Genomic DNA, 13,272 nt, shown 5'->3' on the forward strand with positions numbered 1-13,272 from the left:
ATCACTCGCTCACGACATATTTTTGTAATCAGAATCTTTAAAGCCTAAAGTTTTCCACCCATTCTTTGTTGTATATCGTATCTACATAAGATAAACCGCTATCGGGGCAGATAAAAAGCACATTTGGTGGAGTAGTGAATACCTTGTCCGCAAAATAGTTCCCAATGGCATAATAAGAGCTTCCCGATGAGCCGCCGACAAATAAAGCATGCTTTTCTAGCATTTCGTAACACCCTTGGATAGCTCTGTACTCAGGTACATGAATAACTTCATCGATAATAGCCTCTTTGAGTATTTCTGGCACCATACTGGAACCAATACCTGGAATATAACGTTTTTTCGGACTATTCCCAAAAATAACCGAGCCCTCGCTATCCACTGCGATGACCTTAACAGACGGAAATTTCTCTTTCAGTCTGCGGGATATGCCAGCAATTGTTCCACATGAGCTAACACCGATAAATACATAATCCAGCTGCTCAAATGCATCTGCAATTTCCTTGCCTAGCCCGTGATAATGTGAGAGGAAGCTATCACGATTGGCATATTGGTTTGTCCAAAACGAATCTTCGATAGTAGAAAGGAGTTCATTTACCTTTCTAATGCGATTCAATAAATAGCCACCTGTTTCATCTCGCTCATTTACCTTGATCACATTTGTGGCAGTTACGTGTAAAATCTTTTCATAGATTTCGTTAATATTGCTATCAATAATCGGGATGAAGGGAATTTCTAGCTTTTTGCATAACAGAGCTAATGCTATACCAAAATTTCCAGAAGTAGACTCAATGATCGTGGTAGTAGGAGTTATTTCGCCCCTCTCAATTGCGGATTTTAATATGTAATAAGCCGGCCGAACTTTAACACTTCCTCCATAATTTTGAAACTCCAGCTTGGTGTAAAGATTGATTGTATCGTTTTTCAATTGTAAAAGAGGTGTATCACCAATAAATGGGCGTATCGTGTCTAGTTTTACTAACATAAAAATTACCTCTCCTTATTATTGAAAAGATGAAATTATGAGTAAATTTAAATAGAAAGTAATAATAAATCACGTTATCAACTGTTGACAGAGCGAAAGCTCCTATTTAGGATAAAGTTTACTAATGAAGAATATAATTGAAATTATTTTTCCATATTTTTAATATACCTAAACTTTCCAGTATTGTCTATAAGCTAAAAAATCTGAATTTAGTACCTTTACTTTTTCAATCAATGATAATTCTTCTACTAAAGTGCAAAAGGAAAGTCTTTACTGAATTCTCTCATTATCAGGTAAAAAATTCCATACTAAAATTCTATGAATAAAATTTTGCATCCAGCATTTTTTTGCCAATAATAGGGACTAGGAATTTTTGTTAAGAAAAAACGCTGATCTTCACGAGACCAGCGTTTTTTCTAGATAGATATTTTAGATAGACAGTCCGCCATTTACTTCTAACACCGTACTTCGCATCTTCTGAAGCTAAATATAGGTAAGCTTTGGCAATGTCGGAAGGTTGTCCCAGACGTTGTAACGGAATTTGTGCGATCATACCCGCTAATACCTTTTCTGGTACCTTTAACGCCATAGATGTCTCAATGAAGCCAGGTGCTACTGCGTTCACAGTTATACCCTTTCTTCCCAGTTCTTTCGCCCAGGGTAATGTTATGTAAATACTCCTACTATTATCATAAAGAGACTACGTTGATTGTTTTAAAAGCTCATTTATTATGATATTAAAATTAATTTTTATTACGTCACTATACTCTACACTATCCAATACTCTAGATAACATTGTCTTCTTAGAATCCCAATCGGCATTTCTATATTTTTCTTCCCAATTACAAAGTTCTGATTAAATTTTAATAGTCTTTTTATTTTCATTCTCTAGTTCCGCAATTTTTTCGTTGGACTCATTTAGCTTCCTTTGATATTCTTTCAGTTCCTCCTCTTTATATTTTATTTGCTCCTCAACATATTCTTCTGATAATTTGCTTTCTCCAATAGCAATTTTTATTATTAATTTTTTTACAGCCTCTAGCTGCTGGTTTGTTTCATCTATTTCTTTAATGATATTTTTTCTAACCATCTTTTCATTTTCAATTTTTATCTTTTTGAATTGACTGCTTCTTCTAGTCCATTTAGTTGTATTAACTTCATTGTTTCTATAATTACTTCCTCAGCTTCAAAGTCATATTTTTTTGCCCCAAAGTAACTTTTTGGATGTGTTTCTCTATGACTAATTCCTTTTCGACAAATATATCGCCAATAAATGTATCTGTTCTTTTCTCCATTCTTCTTTGTTTTTGTACATGCTGTAGAACCCACAAATAGTCTTGACCCACAATATCCACACCTTACTAAACCGTTTAAAAGCAAATGCTTACTAGGTGCAATAGCTTTATAATTAGAAGCGTCTCTCTGAATTCTTCTAGAATCCATAATATTTTGTACCTCATCAAAAATCTCGTCAGATATAATTACTAAATCTTCTCTCTTAGGTTTCAGTTTAACCTCCTCAACAGGCTTTAGCTTATTATTACTATACGTAGTTCCGTATCGTTGTTCGCCTTTGTAAATAGGATTACGTAAAATCCTTCTAACAACAACGCTACTCCATTTGACACCGTACTGAGAAGGTATGCCACATTTGTTTAAATAATTCGCAATTCTATCCGTTCCATATCCTTTTTCTAACACAAGGAGAAACATAAGTTTTACTATTCTAGATTTCTCTTCGTTTATTCTGATATTTTTCCTTGTTCTATCATAATTAGGATGTTTTTGATTGGTATCATAAACCTCATAACCATAAGGAACTCTTGCTCCTGTCCACTTCCCTTCTTCATTCATTTGCTTAATTGCCTCTGTAACCCTAGTTGATGTTTTTTTACTCTCGCCTTCAGCAACCCAAAATCTAAGAAAACTTACTAAACTGTCTTCATGTTTCTCGTCCCTGTTTAATACTCCATCTACTACTGACCAAACTTCTATCCCATTTTTCTTTAAGTACTCCAGCATAAAAGGAATTTCATATTTATTTCTGCCTAATCTATCATCTTTCCAAACTAGTAAAATGTCATATTCTTTATTTTCAGCTCCCTTTTTAATTAGCTGTATTTTGTCACGTTCTGAAACACTTTTCTTATACCCAGAAACCCCCAATTCACTAAGTTCATTAACAAGCATCCAATTCATAATCTCCTGTTTTTGCAAAACCCAATACCGATATAGAAAACAAAGCGTCTCTCATTTTCTTATACTTTTCTGTTGGCATTTGAGTTGCTTCACCTTCGATTATAATGTCATCTTCAAAAGAACTTCAACCCAACTTGCTTAGTTTATTTTTGTCAATTCCTTTAATGCCCCCAATTTATCATCACTGATAAATTCTTGATTTTATTATATGAGTTTTGAAATTACTGCTTTGTCGTTAAATACAAATACCCTAAAAAATTGCTTAAACATTCCTTATAACTGCAAAATCCATAAAATGGAAGTATAATTTAATTGATCCATAAAATACCATTAATAAAGGAGAGGGTTTTTATGAAACGTTTCGCTCTATCTACAATGATGGCAGTAGCTCTTTTATTTGCTGGTCAAAGTGTTTATGCTAGTGATATTGCTCAGAATTCCAACAGCAACCACAAAGCTAGTGTAAATCCCCAAGTCAATGTGGTTGCCTCCTATATTTACGCTGTCACTGTACAAACAGGTGATGTAAAGGATGCAGGAACAGATTCGAACATTTATGTAACATTAACAGGCAAAAATGGAATGTCAGAACCAGCACTTTTAGATATACCGAATTATAACGATTTTGAACGTGGCGCTAAAGACAAATATTATATAACTGTAAACAGAGACCTTGGTGAGATTTTAGCTATTACGGTATACTCAGACGGCACAGGGAATAAACCAGGATGGTATCCAACTTCTTTTACAGTTGAATATAATGATAAAAGATGGGTTTTCTCCAATAATCAATGGATTGGAGAGGGGAAGGGCGGCCCTTATTCAGTTATTTTAACCCGCTAAATATCATAGATTATACTCTGCATCTTTTAAATGATGCAAATTTTATATGACTGCTCTGTTCCTTAATCTTTGATTCTTATCTCTCTATACTTAATAACTTCAATATTGCATGTATTACAGTAATACTCATTACTTATAATGCCTCCGTTGTCTTGATCTGTGAGCCATACAAGCTTTTCCTTGCATTCCGGGCATTGATACACTATGAATCTCCTTTAGCTTCTTATTTTATAACTCTAATACTTTCAAGTTTATCAATTGTATTTCTAATTGCACCATGTTGATCCTTTGACATTGACAAAAAATTAAGACTGGTCAACTGGTTGTTTCAGTTTCATTTTTCCTCTGATTTGCTTGACTTCTGTTTAGAAATTATTGTTTCTTTCACTATAATATATTTTTGCTCTTACATTTCCATTAATTGATATTAAATACATGATATTCTATTATTTAATTATTACAAAATAATACATTTTTGGAGGTGTTTTTATGTTTAAAAAATCTATAATTGCTTTCGCTTTAGTTGTTGTTTCGGCATTTTCCGTTTCCGTAGCATTTGCTAATGAAGCACAGCTTAGTAACACCACAGCTTCTGATAAGTATTGGGCAAGTATCACAAAAAAATATACTGCTTTTGAAGCGCCTGATGAAATTTCTTATGATGACGGACGTGGTTATATAGGTAAATTAAAGAGAGGCGTTGGGACTAATTGCCTTCCCGAAGGTTGTGATTGGACATATTCTGGCTGGATGTATTATCAATACTAAAATACAATTGCCTTTTCTTCTCCCCTGATGTTTATTTCAGGGGATTTTATTTGTTTTATATTGATAAAATAACTATTTCATCAATATGTAGTCTCTTTCCAATCCCAATATGTATCTCCTGTTAGTACTTCATTGTCGTCTTCGTCATAAATAATTTCTGGATTTTTTGTAACATCGCTAAAGAAGTCTTTCTTAATCAGAGCTAAAATTACTCTTTCATCTCCTTGAAACTCACCATCCCATTGAACATACTTCTTATAACTTTCTTTCTGCTTTTCATAATCACGAAGTGCCTCTTGCTTATCATCAGTTACACAAATGATACCTTCCATTTGATCATAGACCATCCACATTTCTATTCAGCTCCTACTATCATTTTCTTAAAATCATTAGACTTGGAAATATCAATGCAACTGCGCTAATCCATCCTGCAAAACCAGCAACAGCAATTTTCACAACATTAATAGCTACTGATAAGCCATTAATCCCATTTCCATTTATTGCATCGGATACATTATCAACTAACCCTGCAATACCACCTATGAAGCATAGCCAACCACCCACATAAACACCTAATGTTACTCCACCAATAAACATCACAATTCCCAACAACTTCTTCATTTTATGCCTCCCTTTTTAACGTCCCCAAATAGTCGTAGCTGTACATCCACCAATAATCAATGACCAAAATATCAACCAAAAAATTCACGTAAAGCCTATGCTTTTTGTACTCTAACTCGTTATCGTCCATTACTTCTCCTCACTTCATCTGCAAGTCTCACATCCATCCATTAAACCTTTTATTCCTTACTAAATTCACTTATTAGATCGTTGATTTTCACTTTTAACCTTTCATATTTTAATATTTCCTTCTTGCTATCTTCCTCTAGTTGCTTCCCAAATATTGAGTTGTTACTATAGTTTATACTCCTTTTCCTACGTGTTTTAATCTCCCATTCGACTAATCTCTCTAATTCAACTAAATCTTGTAGATTAAACATCAAACACCTCTCTTCAAAAAATTATTGTTGCACATGTTATTAAATTCGCCTTATTGGTCAATACTATGAATAACGACAATCTAATGATATAACTATGCCCATATTTGGAGTCGAACTTGCTAGAACCGTTTTAGTATATTCAAATCCTTTACAAAATTAGAAAATAGGGCATAGACATTTTTTAACAAGGGGAGGAAAAACAAAATAAGATTTACAGGTAGTGTTCAAGAAATTAATTGCAAACTGGTAATGCTAGTTAGGGTTCGTCCTAATACATTTTCTTCTTTAAAAAGTAAAATGGGCTTTAAAAACTTAATTGAAAAAATAGCTAAAATGAAACTAATTTTAGTAACTTGCTCCAAAGACGGCAATATAGATTCAAGTGATGATATATTGCCTAACAAGATTCAAAATGTTAAGTGGATTCGATATAATCTTACGTAAGAAATCTAGCAGCCTATTTTATAGGTTGCTTTTTTCATGCCCAATGAAAGTTATTTTTTATTGGGTAAGTATGGAGCTATATCTCAAGCCCCAATATTTTTATTTTTAAAGATTGCTCAACACTCTCTTACGGATATCTTGTAAACTTTCTTCTCTTACCAATTTTCCGTCTACAAAGACATCTTCATGATAGTCGTACTCGTCAAACCATTACATACAAACCACAGTTAACTTGCTCTCGCTGTAATAGATACGGTAATAAACACTTCTCATTTAAACTCCCCTTAACGAAATATTATTCGTTTGTAATTTCATGAATTATTTTGCGATATCAGAATAAAGTAAGAGTTGAGTACAAATAAAACTTAACGTCCCATGAGGTGAAGCATATGACATTTAAAGCTATTGAGATTACACATTGTGGTGTATCATTTCCAATTGTACTGATTCCCAAGAGTGAATTTAACAATAAGTTTGCTTCAGATAAGGCGATGAGATATTACTCTCGCTACTTCAATTCCAACGATGTCATATTAGCCACTCAAGATATCATGGGAGTGTTTCATTACAAAGGGAGAAGAGATATTGTTGATTTTTTACGCACTTTACATCCCTCACAAATCCATTGGAAAAGATACACCAAAGAAAATTTTTATACCTACTAAGCTGCTTTAAAAGTTATCCATTTCCAATCCAATTAGACTATATCCAGCAATATCTTTATAAGGCGACTCTCCCAACAAATCCCCTTTTGGATTGGAGAAAATCCGATTTTGTTTGTCGATCATCCGAACCTGTAGCAATAAGTGTTTTAAAAGAACTTCTGGGATTGTATATGTATCATAATTATTTTTATATTCTTTAAGGAAAACTTTCATTAGCTCAAATGATTTGTCTACACTATTCCCGTATGCTTCCTGTTTTAAATCTGTGAATGCCCCAATCTCTGTACCGATTTCCTCAAATTTTTTATTTTGCATCCAGTTCCCCACTTTCAAGTTTATTTTTATATGCCAATACTTTGTCTATGTATTTATGGTGTAAGCCATTTTGTCTTACATATTTTGCACTTTTTCCTACTCCATACCTATAGCCGATCAATACTCTTTTAATAAGCAGCCTCTTTTTTATATCCTTCATTGAGATACTTTTCCTTTAAGTAATTCACATACCAGCTTGCCATTTTAGCTGAATGATATGGATTCTTGGCATTTGGCTTATCAAGACCAACACTTTCTCCAAGCCAATTAATTGTGTTTCTTGTGTTGATTTGAAATAATCCCACACTAGAACCATCATATGAGACGATATCTGGTCTAAATGTTGATTCTGTATGTGCGATGGCAAGCATTAACTCATAGCTTAGATCGTACTTTTCCGCTTGATTATATATGTATTTCTGCAAGTCATTTGACAATGGAATATCGTATCGCTTATATGTATGTTCTTTTTCAGTCGCTGCATGTACCTCTTGGCTCTTAGCTTGTTTCTCGCTATATGCAATTAATGTCGTATCAATTACTCCTCCATATAACTGCAAAAGCAACGACATAGTTAAAAGCTGTGTTAGCATAGCGCCCCCTTTGTTTATGTTTATTGATAATGAACAGAATGAGTCACATTCAGTTCCAATTAAGCTGGTTCAGAGTGGAATTTTATTACATGGGAAAGTATAAAGAAGCTTAGAAACAAATATTGAGATTCCAAAATACTCACAAATCCTATCTTTCGAAGTAAGCGAACAAGATTTAATTGTAAATGTGCTAAGTGATTTATGCGATTCAAAGCTCATATTCAATCAAACAATTCGATTCAATAATAAGTCATATCACATTTTTTGCAACGAATATATCTAAAAGATGTGGTTTAACAATCATTATTTACTATATCATTCTCCTTTTTTATTTTTAATTTGTTTAATGTAATTATTAATTTCTCCAGCTTTGCCTGTCATCCCAACTATAAAACGAGTGTTTTTACTGGTAATGATTTTCATATGTCTTATCCCCCTTTCTATTAAAACTACAATTTCATTAGGCATTAATACCTTCGATTTTATATCCCAGTTTGTATACAGCAATCTTAATTCCTTTACAAACAAGTTCTCCTTCCGTAGTCATTGGAATCCACATCGCTGATCCTACATTTTCATACATTTGATAAACAGAAAGCAACTCTTCTTCTGGAGTGGGTTCAATTTCATAACCATGCACTAGAGCTTGAGCATAATTGACCAGATTATCCTTAGCATAGCTATTAATAATTTCATGCTCTTCATAATATTCATCTTGAAGTAAATTCCAATTAGTTAAAACGAAATGTTTCAAATAGACTGGAAGATTAGAGTAATCGTCCCAAACTTTTTCAACAGATTCCGCAACCTCTTTAGGCAATTTAACTTTTCCCATATGTGTTTCTCCTTTTCTAATGTACTATATACGTGCTATTAACAATTAAATGACTTGACTACATTCGTAAACTCACTTAGTATCCTAATTCTGTTTGATGCATCTTTCTCTCCGTTTGTTTCACAAATCCAGTTTTTAAGAATTCTATTTCTGTAACCTTGCCTTACCCAATATTTAAATGCGAAATCTCTACCCATGATGTTTTCTGCCATCTTCTCAGCTAATTGTTCAATTCGTTCAAAATCTGCGTCATGACTAAATAATATATAAAAGGAATCAATTTCATAAAGGCTTTTTCCAAAAATAATTAGACTATCCCTACGGGATTAATGCTGTTTTTTTGAAAAAATTAAGCTGCTACTTTCATCCTACTTGCCAGTTCCTACGAATTCGATCCACTGCTAACTTGGATGCATTATAAACAAGAGTAACCAAGTCAAAATGGACTTTTGCCCTCTTTCCTGTGCGATATCGGACATTGTTTAGCTGAAAGAACTCCTTCAAATAAGCATGTACTCGCTCTACGGCTGTTCTCTGGTCATATAGTTCTTCCCACGTTTTTGTTCCTCTGGCTGGCGCGGTGTACTTTCGAAGATCGGTTTCAGCCTTAATTTTATAGACTTTTTGACAGAGAGAATCCTGATTCAATGGACAGTCTTTACATTCTTTTGGCCGTACAAATTTCAACGTTTTGTACTTCTTATCATAACTGTCGTAACGAATAAGAGCATTCTCGGACACAAGTTGGCGCAAAATGTGAATCGAATCCAACCATTTCTCCTTCATTCCGCTTGTTGTAAGCAATAATCGTTTGTGCGTTCATTCGTCCGATTTGTTGATAGATCGGGGCAGGACAGTTTGAATTCCTTTCAACAAAGGAATCGCTGCTTTCCCATCGTTCATACTTCCAGAGGACATGAGGGAGCAAAGAATATATTGACTTTTCGTACTGACTGCAAGATGAGCTTTGTATCCAAACCAAAACATGTTCTTTCCATCACTATTTTTCTTTATTCCCCAAGCAGGTTTGATAGGAACTTGGGACCGTAGGTCCTCCAACGTCACATCCAGTTGAGCTGCAATGGTTTTTTCATATAAGGACTTCTGGGCTTCCTTTTCTTGCTTTTGCTTGTCGTAGATATCTTTTTCTGCTTTTGATTTACGTCCGCGTTTTTTCAATTCTGGTTTCGTCTTTTTTTTCTTTTGCCACACCTCGATCACGGGATTCAAAATGGGTTGCATCGATGGCAATTGCTTCATCGCCTATGAACCCTTCCTGTATCGCTTGCAACAGTAACTTGTCTTGGACTTTATCGAGGTGTGCTGTTTCAGAAAGCTTCTGAACGAGACGAGAGTACGATGCCTCGGAAGGAAGATTGTCAGAAAACAGAAAACCGCATTCCATTCGAAAGATAAAGTCATGTTTTAGTCGTTTTCGTAAATCTTTCACAGTGGGAATTCGTTCTACGATTCGAGCGACCAGAGAATATAGCATGGCAGCATAATTCAACTCGGTAGGAGCACCATAGATCGACTTTTTGGAAATAGAGAAAAGAAGCGGTTTAATGTCAAGAGTGGAGAAAATAGCCTCAAAACGTTTGGGAGGTTCTAAGTCGAATAATTCCTGTATATCAAATAGGCTTCCTTGTTTTATAATAGAAATTGGGAGTCACCACCACCTCTTAAGTTTGGGTCGCACTTAACTTATTAGAGATTTGGGGAGGTACTCCTTTTTCTATGCTCAAAAACTCTTGGGCCCGTAGGGCTCTGATTTATGAAATTGATTCATTTCTGTGTCAAATTGTGGCACTATAAATCTCTTTAATTTTTTATCGTTTTCCTCACGTTCTTTGACTCTTTGGTAAACATCATTAATGTAGTTTTGTATAATAGCCATCATATAATCGACTTGATGTTCTTCAGAAGAAAACTTAGATTTATCTGCAAATGAATTTAAGATATCTACCTTTTTTACTTTAAAAGTCATATGTATAATTTCGTAAGGATATCCATGTTTACTCAACGAAACTTTTGTATTCTTCCTCACCCCATAATTTCCACTTCGCAACCCTTTAAGTCTACTTACACAGTGTTTACTAAGAGATTGCATCGTGTCATATCTAAAAATTTCTACTTTTATATATTGATAAAGTGATTTCCATTTCTTCTCTTCTTCCATCATTTGGATGTATACTCGGTGACAATTATCCGAATGAAAATATCTATTATACTCGTTTTTTAAAGTTTTATATCTTTCTATAATGGCATCAACTTTTTGAACATCTCCCTTGCACTGATAACATTTAACCGTAGATTTCACAAACTCACCTCTTTTAGAAATATGGGTGAGAGATTTATCCCCTCACCCATATAAAACAATAGTTACAACTTCTTCATCTTTTCAATAACTTCTTTGAGTTGAGATGCCATTAATGGATCATTGTATTTCTCAACACATTTTTCCTTCATTAGCTTACCAATCTTTGATTTGTTTTCTGGATCGGTATCCCCTAGTCTCTTATATAAATCTTTAAACTCTTTCACAATTGTTTCAAAATCTTCTTGCTCTTTTTTCATACCTTCCATATTAGTTTGAATAGTTTTATCATAATTGGAATCGATTATCTTTGCTTTCGAATTTCGCTCAATATATTCTTTAAAGTTTTCATAAGTCACATTTTCAATTTTTGTACCGAGTTTATATGTATTTGTTGTATCTTTTTCGACATCAGCGCAATATTTATATTCTCCTGTCACAATATCTTTTTCTTTATAGAAACGAAACACGACATCGAATGTATGTTCAGCGTTCTTGCGTAAGTCAGGCTTTTCTCCAATTTTAATCCAGTTGTCTCCTGATTTTTGTTTTACGTCCTCTTTATGTGCAACTGCAATTACATTGATACCTTTTGCAGAAGCTTGAGCAATGAAATCATCTAGTCGTACTACATTTAGTTTGACTTTTCCATGACCACGCATAGAGATGGTTTGATCATCAACGTTACCACCTTTTTTACGAGCACGCTCCTCTTCAACTTCCATTGCGCTAACTTGAACAGAATTATAGACTTTAGTATAAGAATCAACAGTAAATGTCTTACAAATTTTTGGGTCTTTTAGTACCTGTTCCATTAGTTCTACTACATCATAATAATTTGAGGTATCAGCAATACCAACAATATTATCTTTAAAACGTGGGTTTGATTCGTTCACTCCAATTTTAGACTCAGAATCAACAACTGCATTTTTAGGAAATGTAAGTGCCGTCCATGATTTCCCTGAACCGTTTTCTCCATAGAATAGGATTTTCAAGCCTTGCTTACGTTCTTCTGGTTTACGAAATTTTAAAGTCAACTTTTTACACTCCAATTTAATGTTATTTTTATTTAATATGTATAAACCTTATTCTAATTCATCTAAAAAGGAGAAATCATCATCTTTGAATTGATTAGATGCAATAATTACTGGTTCTGGTTCTTTATCTAAATTGTTCATATCATCTAACGTGTACTCAGTATCACTATAGTCGGCTTTTATTTTATTAGTATCTCTATCTTTATTAACTACTGGTCGAATTACTGTCATTTCATCTACATAGTCACGATTTACATACATCTTGAGAACTTCTTCTTTGGTATAAATACCATCATTGATTAACTCAATCACTTCAAGTGGGGAATCCTCTTCTTTAACTTGACCAGATACATAGCCAACACTGTATTTTCCTTCTAAACGAATGCGTCTAACTTTATCTCCATCAACTTTATAAAATTTCTCAATAACACTCCGAACTTTCTCTTTGTTTTCTGGTGTGCTACGTATCACTAGTGGGATATGCAGAACTGTCAACTTCTTCTTAACTTTTTGAATTACTTTTGCTTTCAGCGTAGCTATGCCTTCCTCTTCCCACTTATCATCAATTAACGATTCGGTTGTCAATAGTACGTTTTGATAAAACTTAAATCCAAGTGTTGTCGTATCATCTTCTGGCAATAAATAAATTGATTGAATTTGGAACTCCTTGTTTAGAGAATCATTATACGGACTATATTTTGTTCTACCCCATACAGACAACTTCATTCCCGTTTCAAGTCGTGGCTTAAGGAAGTTAATTGCATCGTAAAGAGTTAAAAAGTTGTTGTACTCCCATTCCTTCTTGCCTTCTGACTTTTCCACTTTTTGTAGAGCCACACGAATATAAGATGATTCGTCTACATACGAAAGAATTTCAGAATTATTTCGGTCGGCAAAAGCAATTTGAAGCTGCTCTTTGCTGTCTTTGATTTGTGCAAAGATTGTTTTTCCATTTATTGAATCAAATCCATCCTGAGCATTTAAATAAAAACTCTTTCCATTACCATCTTCCATTTTCATATTGATCCTAGCGTAATTCCATGTAGGAGTATTTTTACCTTTCAGATCAATTTGGAACGTGTCTGGCGTTATAGTTATGAAGCCCTTAACTTCGAAATTACCAAACGTTTGGTTTTGATTAGCCATTATATATTCCCTTCTGTTTTTTAATTTTTTATTTTTTAATAAACTTCAGGAGGACTCTTGTTCAACTCTATCCCACTCAATCACCTCTCTTATAAAACTAATAATACCACACGATATCATCTTTGTG

Annotated in this window: 15 protein-coding genes and 2 pseudogenes; 3 read left to right on the forward strand and 14 right to left on the reverse strand. The window is 33.9% G+C overall.

The features are described 5' to 3' along the window. Positions 1-37 precede the first annotated feature (37 nt). The 4 genes and pseudogenes from sbnA to EEL30_19780 all read right to left on the reverse strand — a co-directional run bounded on the left by sbnA (position 38) and on the right by EEL30_19780 (position 3,181). Positions 38-982 carry a 2,3-diaminopropionate biosynthesis protein SbnA gene (sbnA, locus tag EEL30_19765; GenBank protein QDX94321.1) on the reverse strand — a complete coding sequence of 315 codons (945 nt, stop codon included), beginning with the start codon at positions 980-982 and terminating at the stop codon, positions 38-40. A gap of 429 nt (positions 983-1,411) precedes the next feature. Continuing rightward, a pseudogene (locus EEL30_19770) lies at positions 1,412-1,658 on the reverse strand (SDR family oxidoreductase). A gap of 180 nt (positions 1,659-1,838) precedes the next feature. Next, on the reverse strand, positions 1,839-2,072 hold the full coding sequence (locus EEL30_19775; GenBank protein ID QDX94322.1) for a hypothetical protein: 234 nt from the start codon (positions 2,070-2,072) through the stop codon (positions 1,839-1,841). A 17-nt stretch (positions 2,073-2,089) separates the two neighbouring features. Next, positions 2,090-3,181: a recombinase family protein gene (locus EEL30_19780; protein QDX94323.1), complete on the reverse strand. Its 1,092-nt coding sequence runs from the start codon at positions 3,179-3,181 to the stop codon at positions 2,090-2,092. A gap of 351 nt (positions 3,182-3,532) precedes the next feature. Between EEL30_19780 and EEL30_19785 the strand changes: the two genes are divergently transcribed. Together EEL30_19785 and EEL30_19790 are read left to right on the forward strand one after the other, a co-directional pair. Next, positions 3,533-4,024, forward strand: a complete 492-nt coding sequence (locus EEL30_19785; protein QDX94324.1) for a hypothetical protein — start codon at positions 3,533-3,535, stop codon at positions 4,022-4,024. 489 nt (positions 4,025-4,513) lie between these two features. Next, positions 4,514-4,792, forward strand: a complete 279-nt coding sequence (locus EEL30_19790; protein ID QDX94325.1) for a hypothetical protein — start codon at positions 4,514-4,516, stop codon at positions 4,790-4,792. 80 nt (positions 4,793-4,872) lie between these two features. On the opposite strand, the gene EEL30_19795 is transcribed toward EEL30_19790, so the two are convergent. From EEL30_19795 to EEL30_19805, 3 genes are all read right to left on the reverse strand, one after another. Continuing rightward, a complete protein-coding gene (locus tag EEL30_19795; GenBank protein ID QDX94326.1) occupies positions 4,873-5,145 on the reverse strand; it encodes a hypothetical protein in 273 nt (90 codons plus the stop codon). Positions 5,146-5,164: 19 nt separating this feature from the next. Then, on the reverse strand, positions 5,165-5,413 hold the full coding sequence (locus EEL30_19800) for a hypothetical protein (GenBank protein ID QDX94327.1): 249 nt from the start codon (positions 5,411-5,413) through the stop codon (positions 5,165-5,167). Positions 5,414-5,592: 179 nt separating this feature from the next. Beyond that, positions 5,593-5,793 (reverse strand): hypothetical protein, encoded by a 201-nt coding sequence (locus tag EEL30_19805; GenBank protein QDX94328.1) that lies wholly within the window; start codon positions 5,791-5,793, stop codon positions 5,593-5,595. Between the two features lie 833 nt (positions 5,794-6,626). On the opposite strand from EEL30_19805, the gene EEL30_19810 reads away from it, so the two are divergent. Continuing rightward, on the forward strand, positions 6,627-6,902 hold the full coding sequence (locus EEL30_19810) for a hypothetical protein (protein QDX94329.1): 276 nt from the start codon (positions 6,627-6,629) through the stop codon (positions 6,900-6,902). 6 nt (positions 6,903-6,908) lie between these two features. Here the strand turns inward: EEL30_19810 and EEL30_19815 are convergent, their stop codons facing one another. The 7 genes and pseudogenes from EEL30_19815 to EEL30_19845 form a co-directional block, all read right to left on the reverse strand. Then, a complete protein-coding gene (locus EEL30_19815) occupies positions 6,909-7,217 on the reverse strand; it encodes a hypothetical protein (GenBank protein ID QDX94330.1) in 309 nt (102 codons plus the stop codon). Between the two features lie 128 nt (positions 7,218-7,345). After that, the gene (locus EEL30_19820) at positions 7,346-7,810 is read right to left on the reverse strand and encodes a hypothetical protein (GenBank protein QDX94331.1); all 465 of its coding nucleotides are present in this window, start codon (positions 7,808-7,810) and stop codon (positions 7,346-7,348) included. 460 nt (positions 7,811-8,270) lie between these two features. Continuing rightward, on the reverse strand, positions 8,271-8,645 hold the full coding sequence (locus tag EEL30_19825; GenBank protein ID QDX94332.1) for a hypothetical protein: 375 nt from the start codon (positions 8,643-8,645) through the stop codon (positions 8,271-8,273). Positions 8,646-9,008: 363 nt separating this feature from the next. Next, positions 9,009-10,308 (reverse strand): annotated as a pseudogene (locus EEL30_19830) (transposase). 78 nt (positions 10,309-10,386) lie between these two features. Beyond that, positions 10,387-10,965: a hypothetical protein gene (locus EEL30_19835; protein QDX94333.1), complete on the reverse strand. Its 579-nt coding sequence runs from the start codon at positions 10,963-10,965 to the stop codon at positions 10,387-10,389. Between the two features lie 62 nt (positions 10,966-11,027). After that, positions 11,028-12,038, reverse strand: a complete 1,011-nt coding sequence (locus EEL30_19840; GenBank protein ID QDX94334.1) for a hypothetical protein — start codon at positions 12,036-12,038, stop codon at positions 11,028-11,030. Between the two features lie 9 nt (positions 12,039-12,047). Beyond that, positions 12,048-13,145 carry a hypothetical protein gene (locus EEL30_19845; protein ID QDX94335.1) on the reverse strand — a complete coding sequence of 366 codons (1,098 nt, stop codon included), beginning with the start codon at positions 13,143-13,145 and terminating at the stop codon, positions 12,048-12,050. Positions 13,146-13,272 lie beyond the last annotated feature (127 nt).

Source organism: Brevibacillus laterosporus (assembly GCA_007833815.1).
In the GTDB taxonomy this organism is placed as follows: Bacteria; Bacillota; Bacilli; order Brevibacillales; family Brevibacillaceae; genus Brevibacillus_B; species Brevibacillus_B laterosporus_D.

Coding starts and splice junctions, on each gene's coding strand:
- EEL30_19780 (QDX94323.1), bottom strand. CDS start 3,181: ATGAATTGGATGCTTGTTAATGAACTTAGTGAATTGGGGGTTTCTGGG.
- EEL30_19790 (QDX94325.1), top strand. CDS start 4,514: ATGTTTAAAAAATCTATAATTGCTTTCGCTTTAGTTGTTGTTTCGGCA.
- EEL30_19810 (QDX94329.1), top strand. CDS start 6,627: ATGACATTTAAAGCTATTGAGATTACACATTGTGGTGTATCATTTCCA.
- EEL30_19815 (QDX94330.1), bottom strand. CDS start 7,217: ATGCAAAATAAAAAATTTGAGGAAATCGGTACAGAGATTGGGGCATTC.
- EEL30_19785 (QDX94324.1), top strand. CDS start 3,533: ATGAAACGTTTCGCTCTATCTACAATGATGGCAGTAGCTCTTTTATTT.
- EEL30_19775 (QDX94322.1), bottom strand. CDS start 2,072: ATGGTTAGAAAAAATATCATTAAAGAAATAGATGAAACAAACCAGCAG.
- EEL30_19795 (QDX94326.1), bottom strand. CDS start 5,145: ATGTGGATGGTCTATGATCAAATGGAAGGTATCATTTGTGTAACTGAT.
- EEL30_19800 (QDX94327.1), bottom strand. CDS start 5,413: ATGAAGAAGTTGTTGGGAATTGTGATGTTTATTGGTGGAGTAACATTA.
- EEL30_19845 (QDX94335.1), bottom strand. CDS start 13,145: ATGGCTAATCAAAACCAAACGTTTGGTAATTTCGAAGTTAAGGGCTTC.
- sbnA (QDX94321.1), bottom strand. CDS start 982: ATGTTAGTAAAACTAGACACGATACGCCCATTTATTGGTGATACACCT.
- EEL30_19805 (QDX94328.1), bottom strand. CDS start 5,793: ATGTTTAATCTACAAGATTTAGTTGAATTAGAGAGATTAGTCGAATGG.
- EEL30_19825 (QDX94332.1), bottom strand. CDS start 8,645: ATGGGAAAAGTTAAATTGCCTAAAGAGGTTGCGGAATCTGTTGAAAAA.
- EEL30_19820 (QDX94331.1), bottom strand. CDS start 7,810: ATGCTAACACAGCTTTTAACTATGTCGTTGCTTTTGCAGTTATATGGA.